The organism is Arthrobacter sp. FW306-06-A (genome assembly GCF_021870055.1).
Classification (GTDB): domain Bacteria; phylum Actinomycetota; class Actinomycetes; order Actinomycetales; family Micrococcaceae; genus Arthrobacter.
On sequence record NZ_CP084552.1, the window covers coordinates 805,889 to 831,081 of the forward strand.

Here is a 25,193-nt window from a genome sequence, read left to right on the forward strand (position 1 = left end):
AAGTGCTGCCGCCCCGGTTTTCTGGTCAGCGCGCGGTGACCGGCCATTGCCTGGGCAGGTTAGGGCCCGGCCGCCCCGGCGGCGGGTAGGCGCACGGCGAACTCGGTCCGGCCCGGCCGGGAGACCAGTTCCACGGTGCCGCCATGGGCGGCCACGATGGATTCGACAATGGACAGGCCCAGGCCTGATGACCCTTCCGAGCCGGAGCGGGCGGTGTCGGCCCGGGTGAAGCGGGAAAAGATGTTGCCTTGGAATTCGGCCGGGATTCCGGGGCCGTCATCGGTGACCGTGACCACCACACTCCCGTCCGCGGAACGCATGACGCCGGTGGTCACGGTGGTGCCCGCAGGTGTGTGCTTCCGGGCGTTGGAGAGCAGGTTTGCCAGCACCTGGTGCAGCTGGGTGGTGTCTCCACGCACGGTGACGGGTTCGTCGGGCAACTTCAGCTGCCAGGTGTGGTCCGGTGCCATGACCTTTTCGTCGCTGACGGTTTCGATGACCAGCTGCGTCAGGTCCACGTCCGTGGCTTCGGTTGCCTTGCCCTCGTCCAGGCGGGCCAGCAGCAGCAGGTCCTCCACCAGGGCGGTCATGCGCTCGGACTGGCTCTGGACGCGGCCCAGCGACTTCTGCCCGTCCTCGGTGAGGTGTTCGGTCATGCGCATCAGCTCCGTGTACCCGCGGATAGCGGTCAATGGAGTTCGAAGTTCATGGGAGGCGTCGGCAACAAACTGGCGCACCTTCATCTCGCTGCGTTGCCTGGCCTCCAGCGCGCTGGAGACATTGTCCAGCATCAGGTTCAGGGCGTGGCCCACGCTGCCCACCTCCGTGGTGGGGTGTGCTGCGGAGGGTGGCACGCGCACTGCGAGCGCCACCTCCCCGGCATCCAGGGGGAGCTTGGACACCTTGGTTGCGACGTCGGAGAGCTGTTCCAGCGGCCGCATGGTCCTGCGGATCAGGGCAGTGCCGGCAAGTCCGATCACGACAAGGCCGCCCAGCGAGACCAGCACCATGGTCAGCACCAGGGACGCCTCGGTGCTTTGCTTCATCGACAGCGGCAGCCCCGTGATCACCACATCGCCGTAAGGGGTTTCTGTGGCCAGCACCCTGTAGTCGCCCTTGGACAGCTCGCGGTCCACCGGCAGGCCATCGTGGGGGAGTGCCTGCAGGGTGGCGACATCAGACGGCGTCAGGGAAGTCCAGGTGAAATCGGTGGAAAGGAAGCCTGCCTCCCTGCTGATCTGCCCGTTCACCACCCGGGCATTCAGCGTTCCCACACTTTGTCCGCGTGCGTCGAGCGGATCCGGGCGGCCGGAGGGGTTGCCTTCGGGCGGTCGGCCACGGGACGCCAGCTTCAGCTGCGCATCCAGTTGGTTGGTGAGGACCACGTCCATCGAGGCATAGCTGGCCACGCCGATCGCGCTGGAGATTGCCACCAGGAGCGCCATTGACAGCAGGATCAGCCGGGTGCGCAGGTGCCAGGTGGCCGGGTTGAACAAGGATCGGCCGGCAGGCCGGGGGACGCCGGAAAGCGATGACATGCTTTTCCTTGGCTAGTCTGCGGGCTTGATGACGTAGCCCGCCCCGCGCACGGTGTGGATCATCGGCGGATGGTTGGCTTCAATCTTTTTGCGAAGGTAGGAAATGTACAGTTCAACGATGTTCGCCTGGCCGCCGAAGTCGTAGTCCCACACATGGTCCAGGATTTGGGCCTTGCTGACCACGCGCTTGGGGTTCTCCATCAGGTAGCGGAGCAGCTCGAACTGTGTTGCCGTCAGTTGTATGTCCTCCCCGGCGCGGGTGACTTCCCGGGTGTCCACATTGAGGACAAGGTCGCCTACCACCAGTTCGGCGGTGTCCATGGCGGCCACCCCGGAGCGTTGTACCAGGCGGTGCAGGCGCAGCAGCACTTCCTCCATGCTGAAGGGCTTGGTGACGTAGTCGTCCCCACCGGCGGCCAGTCCCACGATGCGGTCCTGAACGGCGTCCTTCGCCGTCAGGAAGAGCGCAGGCACCTCCGGCGCAAAGGCGCGGATCCTGCCCAGCAGCTCCACGCCGTCGAACCCGGGGAGCATGACGTCAAGCACCAGGACGTCGGGATGGAAGTCCTTTGCGAGCTTGACGGCGGTGGGCCCGTCCCCGGCCACGGCTACCGACCAGCCGGCCATGCGCAGCCCCATGCTCATGAGTTCAGCCAGGCTGGGCTCGTCATCCACCACCAGGGCGCGGATGGGGGAGCCGTCGGGGTGGGTGAGCTGCGGGAGGTTGTTGGTCATGGGGTGCGGGGATGCCATGGGACAACCTTCCGATCTGACGGTTTGCCGATGCTTTGCCGTTGCTGTGTTCCAGCTGTGAGTTCCAGCCTAGCCAGCCGGGGCCCCCAGCACATGCTGCCCAGGCCTGCCCGTCCCACCAGGTCACAGGCAGGCTTGGCCTGTGGCACAGCCTCCACACAGCAAACCGGCAGAACCTGATCCAACAACAGGACAAAAGCATCACCACCACATCGATTTCTGGAGAAAGCCATGGATCAGCAGGACAACCGAGCCGTCCCCGGGGCATCAGCACAGAAGGGGCAGCCGGCACCCGTGTGGGCCGGCGCCCCGGCCGATCGCGCCAACGATGCTCAGGACCACACCACGTACGAGCCGATTTCGCCGCAGCCTGCACAAGGTTGGGGTGCGCCCGTTCCCGGTTCGCCTTCCGCCGGATGGGGCACGACGCCGGCGGTGGGCCAGGAGCCAGGCTCCGGCACCGGATGGGGCGCGCCGCAGCAGTACGGGCCAAACGCTTCGCCGCGGAACGGGAAAGGAAGCTGGACAGCGAAGAAGGGGTTGCTGGTGGGCGGGGTGGCGGTGGTGGTTGCCGCAGCAGCCGGTGCCGGCGCCTACGCCGCCGGAAACGGAACCGCTGGTGCTTCAGTAAACAACGGTCCGGGCGCCGGCGCCAACGGCCAGTTCGGTTCCGGAGGGCAAGGCGGCATGACCGGGCAAGGCGGCATGGCAGGCCCGGGTAGCCAAACCGGCACGGACGGAGGCATGACCGGGCGCGACATGGACGGCGGCATGGGCCTGGACGGCGGACCCGGTGGACTGGGAATGGGCGGAGCAGGCCTCAATACAGCCGTCCACTCTGAATACGTGGTCCTGCAGGACTCCAGTTATGTGACCATGGCGGGCCAGGCCGGCACCGTCACGGAGATCTCGGGAAACTCCTTGACCGTAAAGAGCGAGGACGGCTTCTCCCGGACCTACGCTGTGGGCACCGATGTCCAGGTGACCCAGGGTATGCGCCAGCGTGGGGGCTCCACCGGCAGTACGCTCAACTTCTCCAACGTGACCGCCGGCGCAACTGTCCGCGTCACGGCCCTGAAAAACCCGGACACCTACACGGCGCAGACCATCCAAGTTGCAGCGGCGGGCACTGCAGCAACTTCCGGCCCGGGAACCAGCAGCAACTAAGGCCCGGACAACGGGCAGCGGCCAAGATGCGCTCATCCTGCCTCCGGCTGGAGGAACTTCAGCAGAAAAATCCACCGGAGGCAGGACGTCGGCTGGACACGAGCTGACCCCGTCGGCTGATTCCACGTCAAACGGTTGAATTTCGAACCTATTCGGCAGGCCGGCTCTTAGGCGAATTAAATTCCGTGACGCCGTCGATAAGGGCTAATTGTCCGGATAAGAGTCGAAATATAAGCCCCCTGCCGAACTAGTGACATCCACCACAATTCCGCGATTTGTCTCACGATGCGGACTCTTCAGTCCATTGTTACTTGCAAGTTGGCATTGTTACGCTGCACACTTCCAATGTGAACAAGAACTCAACAGCACCTGCAGCCGCAGAATATTGGCCCAGCACATCCGCTGCTGCCGACATGCGCTGTTGTCGAATGCACGCCTGACCTTCCCACCCACCGAAGTTCTTAGGCATTCGCCCCCAAGCCCAGCGTCGGGCGCCCTCCCCGCTCAGTGCAAACGGGGAAGTCAGCATTCGAGCCGCGAAGGCGGCCATTTCACATTGAGGTAAGCATTCCATGTCAGTTGCATCCGGATACGTCCACATCTCTGTCCGTAACGCCGCCAAGGCCGGCCGGCCCTCCGGCCTCCGTCCCGGTTTCGGCCCGCGACAGGCGCTCGCTCCCTCCACCTCCGGAAGCAGCTTCCCCGGCCAGGGTTTCGCCCCGCAGGGATACAACCCCAACTCCTACGGCCAGCTCCGAGCCGTACATCCGGCTGAGTCCGCTCCCGTTACGGCACCTACCCCGGTAGTGGCCGGACCAAACGCCGTGCGTCCGGTAGCCAATGAGAACGTGGCCCGCGGATTCGTCCTTTACATGGGCATCGATGAGGAAACCGCAGCCGCGGCCGGCACCTCCATCGCCAAGCTCGCCCAGGAAATCCGTGCCTACGCCCAGTCGCTCGTCTCCGGCGCCGAAAGCTACGCCGCTGTAGCGGTGGCCCCGGCCGGCACCCCCGGTTCCGCACTCGACGTCGTCCGCTCCACCTTCGGCGACCCCACCGTCAACTCCCGCCAGCGCACCGAGGCCCCCCGTCCTGCCCAGCAGCAGGAACCGCGCCCGTCCGGCGTCCTCATCGACCTCGCCCGCCGCGAAGTCCACCTCGACGGCGAATCCCTGAACCTCACCTTCAAGGAGTTCGAGCTCCTCAACTACCTCGTCGAAAACGGCACCCGCACTGTGGGCCGCGACGAACTCCTCGAAGGACTGTGGCGCAACGCCGAAGAAGTGCCAAACGAGCGCACCATCGACGTCCACATCCGCCGCCTCCGCTCCAAGCTGGGCCGCCTCGCCAACACCGTCCGCACCGTCCGCGGCCAGGGGTACCGGTTCTACGAGCACCCGGAAGTTGTTGTCTGGGCCGCTCCGGAGTACTCGATCTAGCCCCTCTTTACGCGAAAAGCGGCTTTCTGCGGTGCCTTAGACACCTCCTTCGTTCCTCAGTCGGCGATGCGGCACTACGCAGAAAGCCGCCTTTGCGCGTTCGGCCCTCTCCACGCACTGTGCCTCCGCGGCTGCTGGGGGCCTCGCGTCACTGTGGGCAGGGTTTCCGAGCCTCCCCGGGGGCGATGCCCTGTTGTCTCGGGCCCTGGCTCTTTGCCTGCTCTTGAAACGTGCTTTGCGTGGTGCTGTCTCCGCTGCGCTGCCTGTCCGTGCCTGTACTTGCTGGGGCTAGGCTTGGGCCATGAGTTCGCACCATGTCCGACGCCTTGTGATCATGCGCCATGCCAAGGCCGACTGGCCCGGCGGGGTGGCCGACCATGGGCGGCCCCTTGAGGAACGTGGGCATCGGGAAGCTCCGCTGGCCGGCCGGTGGCTGCTCAAGCACAATATCGTCCCGGACTTCATCCTGTGCTCCAGCGCCCTGCGGACGCGGCAAACCTGTACGTGGGTCTGCTCGGAACTCGGCGACAAGGCCCCTACGCCCAAGCTTGAAGACGGGCTGTATGCGGCGTCGGCCCTCCGGATGCTCACTGTGGTCAACCATGTGCCGGACACCGTAACCACGCTGATGCTTATCGCGCACCTGCCCGGCGTCCAGGACCTGGCGATGCACCTCGCCTCACGCGACTCCGACCACGACGCCTACATGGACGCCGCCACCCGCTTTCCCACCAATGCCCTGACGGTCCTGGAAACGGAAAAGCCATGGGCGGAACTGGACGGGCAGGACGCCCGGATCACCCGCTTTACGGTTCCCCGCGCCCACTAGGTTCTGGCCCACTAGGTTCTGCCCCAACCAGCTCGGGCTCGCTAGGCACTGGGGACGTTGGCGGCAATCCCGCGGAGGAGCCCTGCGACGTGCCTGATTCCCGGGCTGGCCGTCATGGTCCTGCGGTGGACCAGTCCCACCTGCCGGGCCTGGACCGGGTGGACCACGGGAACAGCCGTAACGCCGGGAGGCAGCGCCGGCCGCCCGAGCCGCGGGACGAGGGCAACCGCTACCCCCTGTTCCACCAACGCAACGTGCGTCGCGAAATCGGGGTCGTAGACCCGAACGTCCGGTACCCGGCCCAGGTCCGCGAAAATCCGGAGCAAGGCCTCGTTGCAGATCGCCCCGCCCGGCGTGCTGATCCACCGCTCGTCAACCAGGTCGGCCGGCTCAACCTCCGCCCGCTGCGCCAGCGGGTGGCTGCGGTGCACCAGGAGGTCGGCGACGTCCTCGCACAGCCATTCCAGCGCCAGGTGTTCCGGGATCACCAGCGGCACGGAGTTCCAGTTGTGCACCAGGCCCAGGTCCGCTTCCCCGTTCGCAACCCGGGCCACGGCCTCACGCGGATCCTCCGCCAGGACCGCAACGCTCAACGCCGCGCCGGACTGCTCCAGCTGCGCCAGCAAGGGGCCCACCAGTCCGCGGCAGGCGGTGGAGAATGACACGATCTTCAGGCTGCCGCTGGGCTTTGCCGGGTCCGCCAACAGCGTGGACTGCAGCTCTTCCAGTTCGGCCAGGATGCGGCGGCCGTACGCCGCCAACGCGAGTCCGCGCTCCGTGAGCAGCACCCCGCGGCCGCGGCGCTCCAGGACCGCGAAGCCCGCCTCCTTCTCCAGCTTTTTCACCTGCTGGGACACGGCCGAGGGGCTGAACCCCATGGCTTCGGCGGCGGCGATGACGGAACCATGCTGCTCGATTCCTGCCAGCGCCCGCAGTGATCCGATGTCAATCATGAAGCAAAAGTACATGATCAAGTGCATAAATGAGCGCTGGTGCTTCATCTGCTGCTCTGCGACAGTGGAAGCGTGAACCTGCGCGACTCCCTCCTTGCCGTCCTTGTGGCCCTGCTGTGGGGCCTTAATTTCGTTGCCATCGACGTCGGGCTGCATGCGGGCGGACAGGAGTTCCCGCCCCTGCTGTTCGTGGCCATGCGCTTCGTCCTGGTGGTCTTCCCGTGGATCCTTTTCGTCAGGAAGCCGGATGTCAGCTGGAAGGCCATCATCGGCGTCGGACTCTTCATGAGCGCCGGCCAGTTTGGCCTTCTCTACCTGGCCATGGCGCTGGGGATGCCCGCAGGGCTTGCGTCCCTGGTCCTGCAGGCACAGGTGCTGCTGACCGTCCTCCTCGCTGCCGCCTTCCTGGGCGAACGTCCCAGCCGGCGGCAATTGGCCGGAGTAGTGCTCGGCGTCGCCGGGCTGGGGCTCGTGGCGGTGGGGCGCAGCGCCGTGGCCCCGCTGCTGCCGCTGGTCATCGTCCTGGCTGCGGCCTTGTCATGGGCAGCCGGAAATGTCATCGCCCGCAGGGCGAAGGCAGCCTCCGGCCTGGGGCTGGTGGTCTGGTCCGGCGCCGTGGTTCCGCTCCCACTCGGCGCGCTGTCCGTACTGCTGGACGGCCCGGACGCCGTCTGGCGGTCACTGGCCACCCTCCAGGCACCGACCATCCTCAGCGCACTCTATACCGCGGTTTTTGCCTCGCTGGTGGGCTACGGGATCTGGAACCGGCTCCTTGCCAGCCACCCGTCGTCGGCCGTTGTCCCCTTCACCCTGCTGGTCCCGGTGGTGGGAATGAGCGCTGCCTGGCTGGTCCTCGCGGAGGTGCCATCGCCAACGGAACTGGCGGGCGGTCTGCTCCTGCTGGGTGGCGTGGCGACGGCGGTACTGACCAGTGGAGGGCGCCGGCGTCAGCGGCGTGAGGCGGAGCCGCTGCCGGACCGGGGTGCCGGCCTTGCCGCAGGAGATGCCGACGACGGCGGGCGCTTGGCTGCCGCCGGACCTCCGGCCGGGGGCCGGGAAGCGGAGGGCCGCTGAGGCGGGGATGCCTGGGCGCCGGCCCGCGGAGCAGCGTCTCGCGGGACGGCCTGCGGACGCGGACGCTGCGCCGCTGACCTGCCTTGGCCCTGCGCGGTTCCCCTGGCGGCGGAACGGGCTGCAGGGGAAGTCTGGCGTCCTGCGGGCGAAGGCCGGCGCGCCGCCGTACGCCGTTTGCCCGGCCACAGCGCACCCAGGAAGAGGATTCCGAAGGTGGCCACAAGGGCGCCGGCAGCGCCGATGAAGTAGTTATCGGGGTCCTGGGTGGGCAGCGGGGTGCCCAGGAAGGACGACTGGCCGTCGAATGCCAACTCCCAGGTGCTGAGGAACGCCAGGGAAAAGCCTAGGGCTAGGGCGGTTGCCGCACCGGCGGCCAGCAGGGCAAAGCGCCGCCGCCGGACCAGGATTTCGGCCAGCGCGGCAAGGTAGGCCAGCGCCAGGACGCCCAGGAAGGCGAGGAACACCGGCTCGGCGAGGGTCATCGCGGTAAGCACCAGCAGCCCCGCAGCGACGACGCCGCAGATCACCGCAAACTTTCCGCTCTTTCCCGTATGGCGCATGTGCTCCATCATCCCCGAGGAGCAAGCCCCTTCAGGACGTAGCCGCGCATGATGGCCATGATTGCTGCAACACTTTGGTCACGGGTGCGCTCGGGGTTGTACGTCTGCCGGTCCAGGCCCACCACGAAGCAGGCCCCGAAAATGGCGGTCTCCAGGCTGCCCCGGGATACCGAATCATCCACCGGGTAGGCCTTGGCCACCTTCTCCACGGCCTGGCCGATGACCTCCAGGAGCTCGGCGCGCAGCACCGAGAAGGTACCCTGCCACTCGCTGGGGATCCGCCAGTTCTCGCTGACCCAAAGGCGGGCGAAGGAAGGGTACTCCGCCATGAAATCCATGGCCTGCCCGATCATCGCCTCCATGGCCAGCAGCGGGTCACTGCCCGTCCCTTCGGCGTCGGCGGCCTCGAGCAGCCTCGCCTTGAGAATGTCCACGCCGTGCCGCAGGAGCTGCGCGATCAGCTCTGACTTGCTGCCGAAGTTGTAGTACACGGTGCCCTTGGAAACTCCCGCGGCTGCCGCGATCTCATCGACCGTGACGCTGGCCGCCCCGCGCTCGCCGATCAGTTCCATGGAGGCATCGAAGAGCTTTTGGCGGGTGGCGTTGGTCCTGGCCGGGCGGAGGCTTTTGGCAGCGGCCGTGGGTTCCGTGGTCATACTGCGATCTCCGGTTTCAGCGTCTTGAGCGTCCAGTACTTGTTCTTGCGTACCGCGAGCGTGGACAGGGCCGCGCCCAGCAGCGTGTAACCCACCAGTCCTGCCAGGGTGGGGAGGATCATGGACAGGTCGCCGCCGTAGATCAGGTGCCGCATGCCGGTCACCACGTACCCCATGGGCAGAATCTGGTGCACAACGTGCAGCGGCTGCGGAGTGGTCTGCCACGGGAACGTGCCGCCGGATGACACCAGCTGCAGCACCAGCAGGATCAGCACCACCAGTTTGCCAGGTGAACCGAGCAGGGCCACCACGCCTTGGATGAGCGCGCTGAATGCCATTGCGGCGGCCAGCATGAACATCCACATCAGCACCGGGTGGGCGGGGTCCAGCCCCAGTGCGATATCCACCACCAGGGTCAGGAGGGAGGCCTGCACCACCGAGACCAGCAGGAAAGGCAGCCAGCCGCCCAAAGCGATCTTCCAGCTCGGCGCGTTGGAGGCCAGCGCCCGCTGCGTGATGGGCCGCATGGCCTGGACCAGCATGAAGATTCCGATCCACATGGCCAGCGTAAGGAAGAACGGTGCCAGCCCGGCGCCGTAGGACCCTGCCTTCGCCTGCGAGACGTTGCTGACCGCCACGGGATCGGCCATCACCCGGGACAGGTTGTTCTTCTGGGCATCGTCGGGGTTGGGGACCTGCCCGGCGCCCTTCCCGATCTCGTCTGCCAGCGTCCGTGAGCCGGTGGCTGCCTGGGCCGCACCATCGGAAACCTGGGCGGCGCCGGCGTCCACCTTCTTTGCTCCGTCGGCAAGGCCTGCGGCGCCGTCGACGGCGGACTGCTCGCCGGCTGCCAACGCTGCGGCGCCGGCGTGCAGCTGGTCAGCCCCTGCCGAGGCCTGTCCGATGGCATCCTTGAGGGCCGGCATTCCGGCCGCCAGCTGGGCTGCGCCCGCGCTGACTGCCTGGGAACCGTCGGCGAGTTGCTGGACCTGGGCCGCGTCGGTCTGGATTTTGCTCCTGGCCGTTGCCACGGGGCTGGAAGCCGCTGCGGCGTCGAAGTCGGCCAGGACTTTGTTTGCCTGGTCCTGGGTCAGGATGCCGGAGGCCACCAGCCTGCTGTTGGACTCCACCACGCGTGAGCGGAGGCCCTGGTCCGCGGCGTCCAACTGGGCTGCCACATCCTGGACCTTGGCGTTGAGCTGTGCGTTTCCGGCCGCGACCTGGGCTGCACCGGAGGCGAGCCGTTGCGTGTCCGGTGGCAGGCTGGCTGTCTTGTCCTTGAGGACTGCCAGGCCGCTGCTGAGCTGCCCCGCGCCGTCGGTCAGCTGGTTGGCGCCGTCGCGCAGTTTCAGCTGGCCGGCGTACAACTGGTCCGCGCCGCTGCTCAGGGCCGAGGTCCCTTCGTGGAGGGTGACGGTTCCGTCCCTCAGGGTGGCCACGCCGTCGGCCAGCTGCGAAGCGCCGTCCGCGGCCTGGACCATCTTGGAGTGGATAGTGCCGAAACCTGTCAGCAGCTGGTTGGCGGTCTCCTCACCCACCTCTTTGGCCACCGTTGCGTGCACGGCCGTGGTCAGCTTGTCCACGATGGTGCTCAGGAGGTAGTTGTTCGCATCGTTGGTAGTGACGTTCAGCATCGCCTGGCTGGCGGAGTCGAAGCTGCCGGGGGAGACCAGGTTGGCCGAGAAGTCCTTGGGAATCCGGAGTGCAAAGGCGTACTGCCCGCTCCTGACGCCCGCATCGGCCTCTGCGGAGCTGTCCACTGGAATCCAGTGGAACACGTTGCCTTCCATCAGGCTGTCCGCCACCTTGGTGCCGGCCTCCAGCCGGGTGCCGTCTGCAGCGGTGGCGCCGGAATCCTCCACCACCAGGGCAGCGTCCAGGTTGTTGAGGTGCCCGTAGGGATCCCAGTTCGCGTAGAGGTAGACCGCACCGTAAAGCAGCGGGACCATGGTCAGCGCCAGGATGGTCAGCTTGGGCAGCAGCCCGCCGGTCATGCGCTTGAGTTCGGAGCGGGCCAGCCGCAGGACAGTCACTTGGCAACCTCGGTTTCGAGTGTGGTTTTGGTATGTTCCGGGTCCTGCCCGGCTTCGGCGGCGTGCTTGCCGGCGGGGGCCGTGGCGTCATTCGCCTGGATGTCATCGCGCGGGTCGGAACTGTCGGCGGGACCGGCAGGGGCAGGCTCGGGCGCGTCATTGCCGATCGCGGCAACCGGGCCGTCCCACCAACCGGGTACGGCACTGACTGCCGCTACGACGGCGAGCGGCCGCCCGGCGTCGTACGCCAATTCCTGGAGGCGCGGCAGCCAGGTGAGCCCGTCTGCACTGTGGCGGTCCGGCGAGTCGACCACCAGCAGGTCGGTGCGCGGGTTGGCCAGGGCGAGAGCCGTCAGCAGCTCAAGCCGCCGCCGTGGTTCCAGCTGCTCCGTCCAGAGGTCCGCGATGTCCTCGAACCGGTTGACCTTCAGCCATGGCCCGCTGAGCAGTGCCCCACGGTACCGCCGGGGTATGAGGGCCAGGTCCTCGGTCACCAGGTCGCGGACGCTGAGGTGTTCCTCGGGTTCGTTCACCCCGGGGGAGTCCACCAGGGCCGACGCCACCCGCAGCTGCTTGGTCCGCGGGCTGCCGTCCCAGCTGACGTCTCCGCTTGTGGCCTTCATCCGGCCGCTGAGCAGGAGGGCCAGGGCGGTCCGCTGGTCCTGGCGCTCGCCGGTGACGAGCAGCAATTCACCCCGGCGGAGGTTCAGGGAGGTGGGCGGAAGCAGCGGGTCCCGGCGTCCTTTGGCATGGAGCTGGCGTGCTGAGAGCAAGGCGTTGCCTTTCGCAGAAGAAGTCTGTATCAAGGCTAACCGAACTGACTGGTCAGTTCAAATAGAACTCAGAGACCGTACTTCTCCAGGAGCCGCAGCCACACCTCGCTGATGGTGGGGTAAGAAGGCACAGCATGCCAGAGGCGGTCCAGCGGCACCTCGCCCACCACGGCGATGGTGGCCGCATGCAGCAGTTCGGCAACGTCCGGGCCGGCGAAGGTGGCGCCCAGCAGGACCTTGCGGTCTTCATCAACCACCAGCTGCGCCCACCCTTCGTAGTTCTCGGAGTGGAGCGAGGATCCCGCCACCTGGATGGGCAGTTCTACCGAGGAGGCGTTGTAGCCGTCCTTGTGGGCGGCCTGCAGGGTGCGCCCGACGCTGGCGAGTTCGGGGTCCGTGAAGACCACGCTGGGCACGGCGTGCTGGTTGGCGGTCTGGGCGTACCGGGTCCATTCGCCCGGGGTGCCGTTGAGTTCGCCTTTGGCGCGGGCCGCGATGGCGGCGCCGGTTGCCCGTGCCTCGTACTTGCCTTGGTGGGTGAAGAGGTTCTTGCCCGCCGCGTCTCCCACGGCGTAGAGCCAGGGTTCGTCGCCCGGCGTTCCCTGGACCAGGCCGGAGCTGTCCGCCGTCAGGGTCAGGTGCCCGGATTCGTCGGGCTCAAAGCCAATGTTTTCCAGGCCGAGGCCCTCCAATGCCGGGTGCCTTCCTGTGGAAACCAGCACCTTCTCCGAGGTGATCGTGGATCCGTCGCCCAGGGTGAGGGTGATAGTGCCGTTGTCGTTCCCGCTGATCCGCTCTGTGGCAGTATTCAGGCGGAGCTCGACGCCGTCCGCCCGCAGCCCCGCCGCAACGAGTTCAGCGGCCTCCTTTGGAAAGTTGCCCAGCAAGCCGCTGCGGGCCACCAGGGTGACACTCGAGCCCAGCCGCGCGAAGGCCTGGGCGAGTTCAACTCCGGCCACCCCGCCGCCCAGTACTAACAGCCGATTCGGCACCTCACTCGCCGACGTCGCTTCCCGTGTTCCCCATACCTGCACGTCCTGCAGGCCTTCGATAGGGGGAGTGTTCGGGGCGGAGCCGGTAGCCAGGACCACGGCGTGCCGCGCGCGCAGCCGGTGTTGGGTCCCGTCCAGGCCCGCCACCTCCACTGCTTTGGGGCCGGTCAACCAGCCATGGCCGCGCACCAGTTCGATGCCCGTGTCCTCCACCCAGGAAGCCTGGCTGTCATCCTGCCAGTTGGAGGTGAAATAGTTCCTGCGTTCCAGGACGGCGGCCGCATCCAGGGTCCGGGTCACCGCCTCCTTGGCGCCGGGGGTGGTCTGCGCTCCATGCAAGGCGGTGCCGGGACGAAGCAGGGCCTTTGACGGCATGCACGCCCAGTAGGAGCATTCACCGCCCACCAGTTCCGCTTCCACGAGCACGGCCGTGAGCCCGCCCTCGACGACGCGGCCGGCCGCGTTTTCCCCTACGGCGCCTGCGCCGATAACAACAACATCAAATTCGCGCTCAGCGGCCTCGGGCATCATGTGCAAAGCCTAACCGTGATGGCTGGCCCGCCTGTACAAAAAAGGTCCGCACCGGCGAACCGGTGCGGACCTTGTTGGTGCGCCCAAAGGGATTCGAACCCCTGACCTTCTGTTCCGTAGACAGACGCTCTATCCAGCTGAGCTATGGGCGCATTTCGTGTCCCGGGAGAAGAACCGCTCTCCCCGAACCTCGAATTACTTTACGCGAGCAGCGGCCTGATGCCAAATCGGAGCACCTGTAATCTCCGCAACTAGACCGGTATAGGTGACCTTCGTCACTTAATCCGCGGATTTGTGGCGATAATTCCTTGATTTTCCGCGGAATTCACTTTCGGTGACCTGAGATGGCAGTCAAAATCCCCAAAAACCCCACTGGTCCGGACCATAGCATTTAGCTCACACCGATGAACCCGAGGAAGGGAACTGCAATGGGCGATCTGGCGCAGAAGCCGCTGCTTGAGAAAGCACCCACCACACATGCCGGTCTGCTGGCATGGGTCGAAGAGGTTGCTGAGCTTACGCAGCCGGACCGCATCTACTGGGTTGACGGGTCCGAAGAGGAAAACACCCGTCTCACCGACGAACTTGTTGCTGCTGGAACCCTGACCCGGCTCAACCAGGACCTGTTCCCCAACTCCTTCGCCGCGTTCTCAGATCCCGCTGACGTTGCCCGCGTCGAGGAACAGACCTTCATCTGCTCCGAAAACAAGCGCGACGCCGGCTTCACCAATAACTGGATGGAACCCCGCGAGATGAAGGACAAGCTGCGCGGGCTGTTCGCCGGGTCCATGCGCGGCCGCACCATGTACGTCATCCCCTTCGTCATGGGCCACCTCGACGCCGAGGACCCAAAGTTCGGGGTGGAGATCACCGACAGCGCCTACGTTGTGGCCTCCATGCGCATCATGGCCCGCATCGGCACCGATGTCCTGAACCGCATTACGGAAGCCAACGCCTTCTTCGTTCCGGCACTGCACTCCGTGGGCGCTCCGCTGGAACCGGGCCAAGACGACGTGCCGTGGCCGTGCAACCCGGACAAGTGGATTGTCCACTTCCCGGAGGAGCGCTCCATCTGGTCCTTCGGCTCCGGCTACGGCGGCAACGCCCTGCTGGGCAAGAAGTGCTACGCCCTGCGCATCGCCTCCGTCATGGCACGCGACGAAGGCTGGCTGGCAGAGCACATGCTCATCCTTAAGCTGACTTCCCCGGAGCAGAAGACCTACTACGTCGCGGCGGCCTTCCCCTCCGCCTGCGGGAAGACCAACCTCGCACTGCTGGACCCCACCATCAAGGGCTGGAAGGTGGAGACCCTGGGTGACGACATCACCTGGATGCGGTTCGGCAAGGAAGGCGAGCTGCGTGCCGTCAACCCCGAGGCCGGCCTCTTCGGTGTTGCGCCGGGCACCGGCTGGGGCACCAACCCCAACGCCATGCGCGCCATCGCCAAGGGCAACAGCATCTTCACCAACGTGGCACTGACCGACGACGGCGGTGTCTGGTGGGAGGGCATGACGGACGAGGTCCCTTCGCACCTGACCGACTGGCAGGGCAACTCCTGGACCCCGGACTCCGACAAGCCGGCAGCGCACCCCAACTCCCGCTTCTGCACCCCGATCGACCAGATCGACATGGTGGCCGAGGAGTACCACAACCCCGACGGCGTGGAGCTCTCAGCCATCTTGTTCGGCGGCCGCCGCAAGACCACTATCCCGCTGGTCACCGAGGCCCGCAGCTGGTCCAACGGCATCTTCATGGGCTCCACCCTGTCCTCCGAGACAACGGCTGCTGCTGCCGGCGCCGTCGGTGTGGTCCGGCGCGACCCCATGGCCATGCTGCCCTTCATCGGCTACGACGCAGGCGACTACCTCAACCACTGGGTCAACCTGTCCGCCAAGGCCAACCCGGAGCGGCTGCCCAGGATCTTCCTGGTCAACTGGTTCCGCCGGAACTCCGAGGGCGGTTTCGCCTGGCCCGGATTCGGCGACAACGCGCGCGTCCTCAAGTGGGCCATCGAGCGCCTCGAGGGCAAGGCGGACGCCGTTGAAACCCCCATCGGGTTCGTGCCCACCGGCGACGCCATTGACCTGGACGGCCTGGACATGACCCCCGCGCAGGTGGAGGAAGCCGTCAAGGTCGACCCCGCTGAATGGGCCACCGAGCTTGCCTCGATCGAGGAATGGTTCGGCAACTTCGGCGAGTCCCTGCCGCAGGCACTGCAGTCCGAGCTGGCCGGCCTCAAGGCCCGCCTCGGCTGATCAGGCTTCACCGCAATAAGTACGACGACGGCCCCGCACCTTTTGTGAAAGGTGCGGGGCCGTCGTCGTTCCCGAAGAGCTCTGGGCCCACTCCCTCGATTGCTCCGCACTTGTCGTTTTCAACCGGCAAAACGACAAGTGCGGAGCAGTGGATTCAGCTGGCGAGCCAGATGTCCGGGCCGAAGACCTCGTAGTGGATGCGCGTGGCGGGGATGCCGGCGTTGATGGCCTCATTGCGGATGTTCTTCATGAATGGAAGCGGGCCGCAGAGGTATAGCGAGGCGTTCGCGGGAAGGTCCACTTCGCGCAGGGACATGAAGCCTTCCTTGGCGCCGTCCACCGGCTTTTCAAGCCAAAGCTGCAGTTCGGCACCGTCGAGGCGTTCCACGTCGTCCGTCATCTGGCTGCGCAGGGCCCAGCTGTCCAGGGTGCTTTCTGCGTGCAGCACCAGGACCTGCCGGTCGGAGCCGGACTCGGCAAGGGAGCGGAGGATGGAGGCGGTGGGGGTGCAGCCGATGCCCGCCGACGCGAGGACCACCGGGCCGTCGCCCTCCTTCAACGTGATCTCACCGTAGGCGTTGGAAATTTCGACGACGTCACCCACCTGGACGGTGTTGTGCAGGACGGGGGAGACCTCGCCGCCGTCGTCCAGTTTCGTGGTGAAGGTGCGGCTGGTGCCGGCGTCACCGGAGAGGGAGTACTGCCGGACCTGGCGCAGGCCGTCCGCAACCGCCACCTTGACGCTGATGTACTGGCCGGGCAGGGCGGGGGTGACGGGGGTGTCATCCGCTGGTTCCAGGGTGAAGGTCATGGACCCGGTTCCCGCGGGAGTCTTCGCGGCCACACGCCAGGGGGTCCACATCCTGTCATTGGCCTGGGCGGCGTAGAGGCCCTTCTCGAGCTTGATCAAAGCATCTGCCATCAGCCAGTACACCTCGGTCCAGGCTTCGGCGATCTCCGGCGTGATGACCTCGGCCAGGTCTTCGGCGATGGCCGCGAACAGGTGCTCGTAGACCACCTGGTACTGCGGTTCGGTGATGCCCAGGGAAGCGTGCCGGTGGGCGATGCGCGAAAGGACGGTTTCCGGCAGGGTGCCCGGGTTGTTGACCAGGTGGGTGGCGAAGGCGGCGATGCTCCCGGCGAGCGCCTGCTGCTGGTTGCCGGAGCGCTGGTTGGAGCGGCTGAACAAGCCATCCATCAGTTCTGGGTGCGCCGCGAAAAGGCGGGCGTAGAAGTTGGGGGTGATGGATCCGATCCGGGAGCCGACCAGCGGCAGGGTGGCCTCGATGACGGGGCGGGACTTGTCCGAGAGCATCTGTACTCCTGAGGTTATGGCCGGGGCCTTCGTCCGGCCGGAGGAAAACTCATATTTCAAATACAAGTATTTCTGACTCAGTTCTACACCTTGTAGAAGTTTGATCCAAACCGATAGCAAGCGCCCGGTTATGGGGAAGCTATAGCCCGGGCCGGAGGCCGATCATTTGGAAAACCGGCGCCATCTGCCGGGCCTGCGGAAGGTCGGCGATCACTACGGAGTCGAGCTCGGCGTAGAAGGCCTCACGGGCGCGGGCCAGCGCGCTACGAAGTTTGCACTCGTTGATCAGGGGGCAATTGCCGCCCGGCGCCACGCAGTCGGCGGGATCCGTACGGGTGTCCAGCTGCCGCAGGATCTGGCCCACCGTGGCCACCCGCCCGGCATGGCTGAGCCGCGAGCCGCCGGACCGGCCGCGGACCACCTCGATCAGCCCCATGCTCCGCAGCTTGGCCATGGCCTTGCTCACGTGGTTGTAGGGCGTCCCCACGGAGTCCGCGATGCTCTGGGTGGTGAGCAGCGTTCCGTCCGGCACGGCTGCGAGCACCATGAGCGCGCGCAGGCTGACGTCGGCGAAGGCGTTGATCTTCATTGCTGGAGTTCCGGTCTAGTTGTACTGAGTCAGGACGTTGGTTACATCGTGAATAGGTGAAGACCTCTTAGGTTGGTGGTTACCACACACAGCCAACGACTAAGAGGTCTTCATGTCCCACCGTAATGCCCGGCTGCCTCCGAACGGTAGACGGATCATCATCGAGCGTATCCTTGCCGGCCGTCCCGTCGCCCACGTTGCCAAGGAGATGGGTATCTCCAGGACCTGCGCGCACCGTTGGATCAGCAGGTACCGGGCCCACGGCTGGGCCGGCCTCGAGGACCGCAGCTGCCGCCCAAGGTCGTGCCCGAACGCAACCTCAGCGGAAGTCGTTGCGGATGTTCTGACCCAGCGCGTCGAGCACCGCGAGGGACCTGCGGACCTGGCCTTGCGCTGCGGCACGAGCGCCCGGACGGTCTCCCGGATCCTGGCCCGCGCGGGCATGCCCAGACTGTGGGACCTGGACCCGGTGACCGGGGTACGGATTCGGGCATCCCGGGCGACCGACCGCCGCTACGAACGCGACGCTCCCGGGGACATGATCCACATCGACGTCAAGAAACTGGGCCGAATCCCGGATGGCGGGGGCTGGCGGGCAGACCCGAATCAGTCTGCCCGCAATCATTCAACAGGCCACTCAAGGGTCGGTTTTGACTACGTCCACGTGGCCGTGGATGACCACTCCCGCTTCGCCTACGCCGAGGTCCTGCCCGATGAGAAAGGCGCGACCTGCGCAGGATTCCTTACCCGGGCCGCGGCAGCCATGGCAGCCCACGGCGCACCCGTCAAAAGGGTCATGACCGATAATGCCTTCGCCTACCGGCTCTCGAAAGATTTCCAGGACGCACTGACTGCGCTGGGCGCCAAACACATCCTGATCAAACCCCGCCATCCCTGGCAGAACGGCAAAGCAGAACGCTTCAACCGCACCCTCCAGGAAGGCTGGGCCTACCGTCAACCCTTCACCTCAAACCAGGCCCGCACAGACGCTCTGCAGCCTTGGCTAGACTTCTACAACAACCACCGGCCCCACGGCAGCCTCGGAGGCAACCCACCGATCAGCAGGTGCAACCAACCTACTGACTGAGTACATCTAGTCCACCCAGATAGTGGGCTCGCTGGCGTCCGCGCCCAACTCACCAAATTCCCAGGTCTGGGTGGTCGCGTTGGCCGAGTACGGCAGGACGGCTGCGAAGAGGGAACCGTCCCGGTGCTCAGCCGCCACGTGGATGGCGTCCGAATCCTCCTCCACCAGGAGGATGTCGCAGACCACGGCCGCGGCCCGGAAGTCGTCCCTGTTCTGGCGCAGGAGTGCCTGCAGGTCGTTGATCATGGCGTCGGCGTCGAAGTCCCCGTCCATGCCTTCCGCGGCATCTGCCGGGGAGACGGCAACCAGCCGCACCTCGCCGTCGTTCTGGACCGTCAGTGCGAAGGGCAGGAAGCCGCCATTGCGCTGAAGCTGCTCCTGGGCCGCGCTGACGCCCGTGCCCAGGAGATTCTCCAAGTCAGTTGCCGTGGCTTCGGAGACGGAATCGCGCCAGCTGTCCTGCCCGCCGTTGCCGTCCGCTGCCTGCCCCGTGTAGTCGGTCATCCGGTCCTAGGCCCGTACCAGGGACAGGACGCGGTCGCGGATGCGTTCCATGGTGGCCCGGTCCGTGGCCTCGGCGTTGAGCCGCAGGAACGGCTCGGTGTTGGACGGGCGCAGGTTGAACCAGTAGCTGCCGTCGTTGGCGGTGAACGTGCTGCCGTCCAGGTTGTCGATGGTCAGGTCCTGGTCGGCGAAGGCCTGGCGTACCCGCTCCACCGCTGCCGGCTTGTCCTCCACCTCGGAGTTGATCTCGCCGGAGCTGACGTAGGGCTCGTATTCCCGTGCCAGCTCGGACAGCGGGCCGTCCTGCTCGCCAAGGGCAGCCAGGACGTGCATGGCGGCCAGCATGCCGGTGTCCGCGTTCCAGAAGTCGCGGAAGTAGAAGTGCGCCGAGTGCTCGCCGCCGAACACCGCGCCTTCCTTGGCCATGACCGCCTTGATGAAGGAGTGGCCCACGCGCGTGCGGACCGCGCGTCCGCCGTCGTGCTCCACAAGCTCCGCCACGGCGCGCGAGGTGAGCAGGTTGTGGATGATGGTGGGGTTTTCCTCGCCCCGGGCCTTTGCCCGGGCGATTTCGCGGCGGGCCACCATGCCGGTAATGGCCGACGGCGACACGGGCTCGCCCTTTTCATCGATGACGAAGCAGCGGTCGGCGTCGCCGTCGAACGCCAGGCCGATGTCCGCGCCGTGTTCAATGACGGCGGCCTGCAGGTCCCGGAGGTTTTCCGGCTCCAGCGGGTTGGCCGGGTGGTTGGGGAAGGAACCGTCCAGTTCGAAGTAGAGCGGGACGACGTCGAACGGCAGCTTGGGCAGCAACGCATCCCCCAGGACGGCAGGCGTGGTCAACCCGGCCATGCCGTTGCCGGCGTCCACCACCACCTTCAGGGGGCGGGATGCGGAGAGGTCAACGAGCTTGCGGAGGTACTCGGAGTAGTCCTTGAGCACGTCCCGGACGCTGATGAGGCCCTTGGTGCCGGCGGCGGGAATGGAGCCGGAGTTCAGGTACTGCTCCGCGAGGGCCTGGATGTCCTTGAGGCCCGTTTCGGAGGAGATGGGCACGGCGCCTGCCTTGGCCATCTTGATGCCGTTGTACTCGGCAGGGTTGTGACTGGCGGTGAAGGTTGCGCCGGCGCGGTTGAGGAAACCGCAGGCGAAGTACAGCTCGTCGGTGGAGATCAGGTCCAGCAATTCCACGTTGGCACCCCGCGTTGCCGCTCCGTTCGCGAAGGCCTTGGTGAACTCGGGGGATGAGGGGCGCATGTCGCCGCCCACCACGATGGTCTGGCCCTCAAGCTGCAGGACATCCACGAACGCGGCCCCCACGGCTTCGACGATTTCGGCGGTGATCGACTCGCCTACGATCCCGCGGACGTCGTAGGCCTTGAAGGAGGCCGAGAGATCAAATGTCGTTGTCTGTTCGCTAGTCACGGGCTTTATCTTACGTGGGCGACGCACCCCGCCAAGGGGCTTCCCGTAACGGGCGCGGCTTTCCGTCGCACTTGTAGCGGTTTCCACATAAGAGCGCAGGCATGCGCAGCTGTCGGAGGGTGCTGGGATACTGAATCAATGGCCAATAACCAGTACGCTTCCCCAGTTTCCGCTGACGCAGTTGCAGATACGGCAGGTCCGGACGCGCCGGGGACCGCCACACATGCCGAGGCGCTTGAGGTGCTTCGCGGGCTGGTAGGCAACCCGGGCGCTGTCTTCCACGACGGCCAGTTTGAAGCCATTGAGGCATTGGTCGACGGCGGGCGGCGGGCTTTGGTGGTCCAGCGCACCGGCTGGGGCAAGTCGGCCGTGTACTTCGTGGCATCCCTCCTGCTGCGGCGCCGGGGAGCCGGGCCCACCCTGATCGTTTCGCCCCTCCTTGCCCTGATGCGGGACCAGGTGGCGGCCGCCGCCCGCGCCGGGGTTCGCGCCGTCGCCATCAACTCCGCCAACCAGTTGGAGTGGGACACCGTCCGCGGGCAACTGGCCGCCGATGAGGTTGATGTCCTCCTGGTCTCCCCGGAACGGCTCACCAACCCCGCATTCCGGGAGACCCAACTGCCTGAACTCCTCCGACGCACCGGGCTGCTGGTCATCGACGAAGCCCACTGCATTTCCGACTGGGGCCACGACTTCCGCCCCGATTACCGCCGCATCGCGGACCTCATCACCCGGCTGCCGGATTCGGTGCCCGTCCTGGCCACCACAGCCACGGCCAACTCCCGGGTGGTGCACGATATTGAAGAACAGCTCGGCGTGGGGGTCCTGACTATCCGCGGGTCCCTGGGCCGTGATTCACTGCGGCTGGGAGTCCTGTCGCTTCCCGATTCCAAAGCTCGGCTGGGCTGGCTGCTGACCCACCTGGCGGATCTCCCCGGCAGCGGCATCATTTACACGCTGACAGTTTCCGCGGCGGAGGACACCGCCCGGCTGCTGTCCGAAGCGGGACACAATGTGCTCGCCTATACCGGGCGGACCGATCCGGCAGACCGGGAGCGGGCAGAGCAGCTGCTGAAGGACAACGAGGTCAAGGCGCTGGTGGCCACGTCCGCGCTTGGCATGGGCTTCGACAAGCCCGATCTTGGCTTCGTCGTCCACCTCGGAGCGCCGTCGTCACCGGTGGCCTATTACCAGCAGGTGGGCCGCGCCGGCCGTGGCGCTGCCAACGCCGATGTCCTGCTGCTGCCGGGCTCCGAGGACCGTGAGATCTGGCAATACTTCGCCACCGCCTCCATGCCCTCCGAGGAAAAGGCTGCGGCCGTGCTGACGGCACTGGCCGAGGCCGGTGCAGCCCTGTCAACGGTGGCCCTGGAAGCACGCGTCGACCTGCGCCGCACGCCGCTGGAGCTGCTGCTGAAAGTGCTGTCAGTGGACGGCGCGGTGGAACGGGTCGGCGGAGGCTGGCGGTCTACCGGCCAACCGTGGGTTTACGACGCGGAGCGGTACAGCCGCATTGCCGAGGCCCGCGTGGACGAGCAGGACTCCATGGTGATCTACCAGGACACCGCAGGCTGCCGGATGGAATACATCACTTCGGTCCTCGACGACGAAACAGCCCGTCCCTGCGGCCGCTGCGACAACTGTGCGGGCCGCTGGTTCCCTGCAGACGTTGCCGCGGACGCCACCGCGGCTGCCGGCCAGACGCTGAGCAGGGCAGGAGGCGTCCTGGAGCCGCGGCTTCAGTGGCCCAGCGGCATGGACCGTTTGGGAGTGCCGCTGAAAGGCAAACTCAAATCGGGCGAAGGCTTGTCGGAGGGGCGCGTCCTGTCCCGGCTGACCGACCTGGGGTGGGGCGGTGCCCTGCGGGAGCTGTTCGCCGCCGGCGCGGAGGACCGCCCGGTGGACCCCTCGATGCTCCAGGCATGTGTGCAGGTCCTGCGCGAATGGGGAACCGGCGACAGCCGGAACCCGGGCTGGAGTGGGGCGGGCAGGCCTGCCGCCATTGTTGGTATGCCGTCCCGGAGCAAGCGGCAGCTGGTGGGCTCACTGGCCCGCGGAATTTCCGACATTGGACGCATTCCCTACCTTGGCGAGCTGCAGCTGGCGCACGGTGGCCCCACCGGCGGCCGAGGCGGCAACAGCGCCTACCGGTTGGCAGGGGTTTGGGACCGGCTGGTGGTGGGCCCGGACCTTGAGGCTGCCCTGCAGTCGGTGCAGGGGCAGAGCGTGATGCTGATCGATGACCTCGCCGACAGCCGCTGGACCCTTACCGTCGCGGGGCGCGCCCTTCGGCAGGCCGGGGCGGGAGCGGTACTTCCCCTGGTTCTGGCGCAGGCGGGCTGACCGCAGGCTGGGTGGTGCCAGCTTGGGCAGGCGTGGACATGGTGGCTGTGCATGAGGTGCCAGGCTGCGTGTCCCCGTCCGCGGTGGTATCCGGCCTGGTGGACTGGTCCTGCCCGTGACCGCGCTGGCTCACTGCCGCCCCCGCATGACGCGGGAGCAGCAGGCTGTCCGCAGTGCTGGCGAGCATCAGGACCGCCATCGCCAGGAACGCACCGCGGAAGGGCCCGGCCGGATCCTGCGGTACCAGCACCGGGCCGTTGAAGGTCCGGATGAGCAGGGCTGCCAGGGCGATGCCTGAACCCGTGCCCAATTGCACGATCGTGGCCGAAACCGTATTGGCGGACGTGAGTTGCGCCGGCGGAATGTCCGCGTACTGCACCGACGCATATGCGGAAAAGCCGATGGAACGGAAGGCGCCGCTGCACACCAGCAGCACGAACATCAACGCTTCCGGGGTCTCCGGCGTCAGGAAGGCACAGGCGGCGAAGGTGATGGCTGATGCCACGGAAGCGAACACCAGCATTGCCTTGAACCCGAACTTCCGGATCAGGGGGGTGGTGGCCGGTTTGATCCCGATGTTGCCCACAAATACTGCCGCCACCATGGCACCGGCCTGCAGCGGTGACCAGCCGAAGCCCGTCTGGAACATGAGGGGCAGCAGGAACGGAACCGAACTGATGGTGACCCGGTACATGAACCCGCCGGTGGCCATGGCCCGGAACGTCCGGGCATGGAAGACCTGGAGATTGAACAGGGGGTGGGGAGCCCGGCGCATCCAGAGCACGGCGGCGGTGAGTGCCACGGCTCCAGCCAGCGCGCTGATTCCGGCCCAGGGCAGCTCCGGATGGCTGCTGGCCAGCTCCAGCCCGGCCACCAGTGCGCCCACCCCGACGGTGGTCAGCGCCATGCCGGTCCAGTCCAGCCGTCGGCCGGGGTCTCCCGGCGTCACCGGAACCAGGCGCAGGGCCGCCGCAAACGCTGCTGCGCCGAGGGGGATGTTCACCAGGAAGATCCAGTGCCACGACAGGTAGGTGGTGAGCGCGCCGCCCACGAGCGGTGCAAGGACCGGTGCGAGGAGCCCGGGCCACACCAGGAATGCGGTGGCCCGCAGCAGCTCGGACTTCGGTGTGCCGCGCAGGACCACCAGGGTTCCCACCGGGACCATCATGGCCCCGCCGGCCCCCTGGGCGATGCGGCTCAGGGTCAGCGTGGCCAGGTCCTGGCTGAGGGCGCAGGCCAGCGAAGCGAGGGTGAACACGGCGATGGCAGCACAGAAGATCCGCCTGGCACCGAACCTTTCAGCCAGCCAGCCGCTGATGGGAATTCCAACGGCCACCGTCAGGAGGTAGGCCGTCATGGTGATGTTGACGTCGGCAGCGGGAATGGCGAAGTCAGCCGCGATGCTGGGAATAGCGGTAGTGAGGACCGTGCCGTCCAGGAATTCCATGAAGAAGGTCGCTGCCACCAGGAGTGCCAGGCGAGGGTTCCATCCTGAACTGGTGTCGTCCGGCTGGTGTGGTTTGCTGGGTGCCGCCATGGGCTAATCCTGCCACTGCGGCGACACCTTGCGCCCTGCACGTCCGTGTTGTGGACAGCGCATTCCGAAAGCGCAGGCAACGCAAAAGGCCCCGGTCCGAGGACCGGGGCCAAACGCGGAGACGGGGGGATTTGAACCCCCGGTCGAGTTTAACCCCGACCCTTCATTAGCAGTGAAGTCCATTCGGCCGCTCTGGCACGTCTCCAATTGCTATTGCTAGCCCACCAAGGATACGCAGATCCGGCCATGCAGCGCAAAACGGTTTCCTTCCCTACCCAAACCAATCGCTGAAGTCCCGCCGCCCCCTACAGGAAACGCTGTGCCGGGCGGACCATGCGGATCTCGGGCAGGTTCTCCCAGTCAGCCAGGACGTCCTCGGCGCCGTCGGGTTCAAAGCCGAAACGCCGGTAGAAGCCGATGGCCCGCTTGTTGCCGGCGGCCACCCACAAGCTCGCCGCGCTGGTGCTGATGGCAGCCTCCAGCAAACGGCCGCCCAGCCCAAGGCCCTGGTGCGAGGCCAGCAGGTAGAGGCCCCACAGTTCCAGGTCCCCGGACGACGGCGGCGGGTGCCCTTCGGGCGAACCGGGCGCTGGCAGCCGGCGGGCGCCGGAGAACCCAACCACTGTCCCGCCGTCGCACGCTACCCATGCCTCGGCAGGCTCCGGGCGGTCCAGCAAGTGTCGCCACAGCCGCAGTCGCCCCGCCGGATCCACTGAAGCAAGGAAGGCATCGGACAGCATTCCCCGGTAGGTCTCCTGCCAGCAGCGGACGTGCACCTGGGCAAGCCGCTTAACGTCGCCGGGGCCGGCCCGGCGGACCGTCAGGGCAGGATTCAAAGCG

Annotated in this window: 20 protein-coding genes and 2 tRNA genes; 7 read left to right on the top strand and 15 right to left on the bottom strand. The window is 66.6% G+C overall.

Going from position 1 to position 25,193, the window contains the following annotated elements:
- Nucleotides 1-59 precede the first annotated feature (59 nt).
- Together LFT49_RS03970 and LFT49_RS03975 are read right to left on the bottom strand one after the other, a co-directional pair.
- Nucleotides 60-1,538, bottom strand: coding sequence for a sensor histidine kinase (locus tag LFT49_RS03970; RefSeq protein ID WP_237429824.1), 1,479 nt, complete (start codon nucleotides 1,536-1,538; stop codon nucleotides 60-62).
- Between the two features lie 12 nt (nucleotides 1,539-1,550).
- The gene (locus tag LFT49_RS03975; protein WP_236801045.1) at nucleotides 1,551-2,291 is read right to left on the bottom strand and encodes a response regulator transcription factor; all 741 of its coding nucleotides are present in this window, start codon (nucleotides 2,289-2,291) and stop codon (nucleotides 1,551-1,553) included.
- 231 nt (nucleotides 2,292-2,522) lie between these two features.
- Between LFT49_RS03975 and LFT49_RS03980 the strand changes: the two genes are divergently transcribed.
- The 3 genes from LFT49_RS03980 to LFT49_RS03990 all read left to right on the top strand — a co-directional run bounded on the left by LFT49_RS03980 (nucleotide 2,523) and on the right by LFT49_RS03990 (nucleotide 5,726).
- On the top strand, nucleotides 2,523-3,458 hold the full coding sequence (locus LFT49_RS03980) for a hypothetical protein (RefSeq protein ID WP_237429825.1): 936 nt from the start codon (nucleotides 2,523-2,525) through the stop codon (nucleotides 3,456-3,458).
- Between the two features lie 572 nt (nucleotides 3,459-4,030).
- Complete coding sequence (locus LFT49_RS03985; protein ID WP_237429826.1) at nucleotides 4,031-4,897, top strand: winged helix-turn-helix domain-containing protein; 867 nt, start codon at nucleotides 4,031-4,033, stop codon at nucleotides 4,895-4,897.
- Nucleotides 4,898-5,198: 301 nt separating this feature from the next.
- Nucleotides 5,199-5,726: a SixA phosphatase family protein gene (locus LFT49_RS03990; RefSeq protein WP_237429827.1), complete on the top strand. Its 528-nt coding sequence runs from the start codon at nucleotides 5,199-5,201 to the stop codon at nucleotides 5,724-5,726.
- A gap of 41 nt (nucleotides 5,727-5,767) precedes the next feature.
- On the opposite strand, the gene LFT49_RS03995 is transcribed toward LFT49_RS03990, so the two are convergent.
- Nucleotides 5,768-6,679 carry a LysR family transcriptional regulator gene (locus tag LFT49_RS03995; RefSeq protein WP_237429828.1) on the bottom strand — a complete coding sequence of 304 codons (912 nt, stop codon included), beginning with the start codon at nucleotides 6,677-6,679 and terminating at the stop codon, nucleotides 5,768-5,770.
- A 72-nt stretch (nucleotides 6,680-6,751) separates the two neighbouring features.
- Here LFT49_RS03995 and LFT49_RS04000 point away from each other — a divergent pair, with 72 nt between their 5' ends.
- Nucleotides 6,752-7,753, top strand: coding sequence for an EamA family transporter (locus tag LFT49_RS04000; RefSeq protein ID WP_236801052.1), 1,002 nt, complete (start codon nucleotides 6,752-6,754; stop codon nucleotides 7,751-7,753).
- Between the two features lie 568 nt (nucleotides 7,754-8,321).
- Here the strand turns inward: LFT49_RS04000 and LFT49_RS04005 are convergent.
- From LFT49_RS04005 to LFT49_RS04025, 5 genes are all read right to left on the bottom strand, one after another.
- Nucleotides 8,322-8,969: a TetR/AcrR family transcriptional regulator gene (locus LFT49_RS04005; protein ID WP_237429829.1), complete on the bottom strand. Its 648-nt coding sequence runs from the start codon at nucleotides 8,967-8,969 to the stop codon at nucleotides 8,322-8,324.
- Nucleotides 8,966-11,002 (bottom strand): YhgE/Pip family protein, encoded by a 2,037-nt coding sequence (locus LFT49_RS04010; protein WP_237429830.1) that lies wholly within the window; start codon nucleotides 11,000-11,002, stop codon nucleotides 8,966-8,968. The genes LFT49_RS04005 and LFT49_RS04010 overlap by 4 nt, the downstream gene beginning before the upstream one ends.
- Nucleotides 10,999-11,775 carry an ABC transporter ATP-binding protein gene (locus tag LFT49_RS04015; RefSeq protein WP_237429831.1) on the bottom strand — a complete coding sequence of 259 codons (777 nt, stop codon included), beginning with the start codon at nucleotides 11,773-11,775 and terminating at the stop codon, nucleotides 10,999-11,001. Before LFT49_RS04015 ends, LFT49_RS04010 begins: the two co-directional genes overlap by 4 nt.
- A 68-nt stretch (nucleotides 11,776-11,843) precedes the next feature.
- Nucleotides 11,844-13,298, bottom strand: coding sequence for a dihydrolipoyl dehydrogenase family protein (locus tag LFT49_RS04020; RefSeq protein ID WP_236801055.1), 1,455 nt, complete (start codon nucleotides 13,296-13,298; stop codon nucleotides 11,844-11,846).
- A 75-nt stretch (nucleotides 13,299-13,373) separates the two neighbouring features.
- Nucleotides 13,374-13,450: transfer RNA gene (locus LFT49_RS04025), tRNA-Arg, on the bottom strand.
- Between the two features lie 276 nt (nucleotides 13,451-13,726).
- On the opposite strand from LFT49_RS04025, the gene LFT49_RS04030 reads away from it, so the two are divergent.
- On the top strand, nucleotides 13,727-15,553 hold the full coding sequence (locus LFT49_RS04030) for a phosphoenolpyruvate carboxykinase (GTP) (RefSeq protein ID WP_236801056.1): 1,827 nt from the start codon (nucleotides 13,727-13,729) through the stop codon (nucleotides 15,551-15,553).
- A gap of 154 nt (nucleotides 15,554-15,707) precedes the next feature.
- Here the strand turns inward: LFT49_RS04030 and LFT49_RS04035 are convergent, their stop codons facing one another.
- Both LFT49_RS04035 and LFT49_RS04040 read right to left on the bottom strand, forming a co-directional pair.
- Nucleotides 15,708-16,868 carry a globin domain-containing protein gene (locus LFT49_RS04035; RefSeq protein ID WP_236801058.1) on the bottom strand — a complete coding sequence of 387 codons (1,161 nt, stop codon included), beginning with the start codon at nucleotides 16,866-16,868 and terminating at the stop codon, nucleotides 15,708-15,710.
- Between the two features lie 139 nt (nucleotides 16,869-17,007).
- Nucleotides 17,008-17,457, bottom strand: a complete 450-nt coding sequence (locus LFT49_RS04040) for an RrF2 family transcriptional regulator (protein WP_236801060.1) — start codon at nucleotides 17,455-17,457, stop codon at nucleotides 17,008-17,010.
- Nucleotides 17,458-17,569: 112 nt separating this feature from the next.
- Between LFT49_RS04040 and LFT49_RS04045 the strand changes: the two genes are divergently transcribed.
- The gene (locus LFT49_RS04045) at nucleotides 17,570-18,544 is read left to right on the top strand and encodes an IS481 family transposase (protein ID WP_237429832.1); all 975 of its coding nucleotides are present in this window, start codon (nucleotides 17,570-17,572) and stop codon (nucleotides 18,542-18,544) included.
- Nucleotides 18,545-18,550: 6 nt separating this feature from the next.
- Here the strand turns inward: LFT49_RS04045 and LFT49_RS04050 are convergent, their stop codons facing one another.
- Both LFT49_RS04050 and LFT49_RS04055 read right to left on the bottom strand, forming a co-directional pair.
- Nucleotides 18,551-19,048 carry a hypothetical protein gene (locus tag LFT49_RS04050; protein WP_236801062.1) on the bottom strand — a complete coding sequence of 166 codons (498 nt, stop codon included), beginning with the start codon at nucleotides 19,046-19,048 and terminating at the stop codon, nucleotides 18,551-18,553.
- A gap of 6 nt (nucleotides 19,049-19,054) precedes the next feature.
- On the bottom strand, nucleotides 19,055-20,473 hold the full coding sequence (locus LFT49_RS04055) for a phosphomannomutase/phosphoglucomutase (protein ID WP_237429833.1): 1,419 nt from the start codon (nucleotides 20,471-20,473) through the stop codon (nucleotides 19,055-19,057).
- Nucleotides 20,474-20,611: 138 nt separating this feature from the next.
- Between LFT49_RS04055 and LFT49_RS04060 the strand changes: the two genes are divergently transcribed.
- Nucleotides 20,612-22,816 (top strand): RecQ family ATP-dependent DNA helicase, encoded by a 2,205-nt coding sequence (locus LFT49_RS04060; protein ID WP_237429834.1) that lies wholly within the window; start codon nucleotides 20,612-20,614, stop codon nucleotides 22,814-22,816.
- On the opposite strand, the gene LFT49_RS04065 is transcribed toward LFT49_RS04060, so the two are convergent.
- From LFT49_RS04065 to LFT49_RS04075, 3 genes are all read right to left on the bottom strand, one after another.
- Nucleotides 22,740-24,353, bottom strand: a complete 1,614-nt coding sequence (locus LFT49_RS04065; RefSeq protein WP_237429835.1) for an MFS transporter — start codon at nucleotides 24,351-24,353, stop codon at nucleotides 22,740-22,742. The genes LFT49_RS04060 and LFT49_RS04065 overlap by 77 nt on opposite strands.
- A 116-nt stretch (nucleotides 24,354-24,469) precedes the next feature.
- A tRNA-Ser gene (locus LFT49_RS04070) sits at nucleotides 24,470-24,558 on the bottom strand.
- A 100-nt stretch (nucleotides 24,559-24,658) separates the two neighbouring features.
- The gene (locus LFT49_RS04075; RefSeq protein ID WP_237429836.1) at nucleotides 24,659-25,189 is read right to left on the bottom strand and encodes a GNAT family N-acetyltransferase; all 531 of its coding nucleotides are present in this window, start codon (nucleotides 25,187-25,189) and stop codon (nucleotides 24,659-24,661) included.
- Between the last annotated feature and the right edge of the window lie 4 nt (nucleotides 25,190-25,193).